1 tRNA gene and 1 pseudogene are annotated in these 1062 nt (G+C 68.4%); one reads left to right on the top strand and one right to left on the bottom strand.

Annotated elements, in window-relative coordinates:
• Positions 1 to 550 (bottom strand): annotated as a pseudogene (locus tag ABZV94_RS42010) (IS21 family transposase); the annotation flags it as partial.
• Between the two features lie 426 nt (positions 551 to 976).
• On the opposite strand from ABZV94_RS42010, the gene ABZV94_RS42005 reads away from it, so the two are divergent.
• Positions 977 to 1053, top strand: a tRNA-Thr gene (locus ABZV94_RS42005).
• Positions 1054 to 1062: the final 9 nt, after the last annotated feature.

Here is a 1062-nt window from a genome sequence, read left to right as displayed (position 1 = left end):
AGGTCGGGGCCCCGCCGATCCTCCGCAGCGTCGCGTCCAGACAGCCGGCGATCGTGGGCAGCGTCTTGTCGAGCACCGGGATCACCACCCGGAACCGCGACCAGGCCAGCCAGGCGCACCACAGCCACGTCTTGCGGCCTGCGATTTTCGGGCCGTCGCCCCAGTCCCACTGGATCCACAAGCCGGGTTCGGGAATCCATGGGCGGAACACTCTTCGGTGGCCGGCCTGATACGACGCCTTCGCCGCGGCGACCGCCCGCCGGGTCGTGCGGTCAGTGCCGGTGAACCCCATCGCCGTGATCTTCTCGTGCACCCGGTCGGCGCCGATCCGGCCGCCGGACCGCTCGATGAGTTCCTCGATCTTCGGCAGGTAGTCGTCGATCATCTTCGGCCGCTGCTGCCGCCGCGTCGGGTCGCCGCCCTGGCCGCGAAGCTCCACATATCGCTTCACGGTGTGGTGGTCGACCCCGGCCAGCTCGGCCGCCGCACGGTAACTGCCCGTGAGGTCGTACGCTTCCAGAATCTCCATGATCTCCTCTTTGCTCTTCACACCGGCCAAGAGATCAGACCGGGTGGTCTAGACAGCCAAGAGGGATCACGCGTCCATCAGCGGGGACATTCCATGTCCGCCTGCGGGGAGCCGATCAGACCGCCTGCGGGGAGCTTTGCACTTCCGCCGTCAGAGGTGGCGTGGGGCGGGCTGAGATCGGTGTGGCGGGGCTCTTTCCCAGTGCCTTCGGGGCTCCCCGGAACGTACGCCTGGGCGGGGGTCGGGGGAGCTCGCTCAGACGCCTCGGGGACCTCGCTCGGGTGCCCCCTCGGAGGGCCCGCCAAGGTGCCTCGGGTGGCCCGCCAAAGGTGCCTCGGCGGGCCTGTTCGGGCGGCTCGGAGGGGCCTCCCAGGGCGGTGCAGAGCACCCTGGGAATCTGTGTAGACTTACCGGCGTTGCTGATCGCACCATAGGTGTGGGCAGCGTGCCGCCTTAGCTCAGATGGCCAGAGCAACGCACTCGTAATGCGTAGGTCTCGGGTTCGAATCCCGAAGGCGGCTCCATGGTGAACC

The organism is Streptomyces sp. NPDC004658 (assembly GCF_040609555.1).
GTDB lineage: Bacteria > Actinomycetota > Actinomycetes > Streptomycetales > Streptomycetaceae > Streptomyces.
The sequence above is the reverse complement of the archived record's forward strand: the minus strand, read 5'-3'. Positions and strand labels throughout refer to the sequence as shown.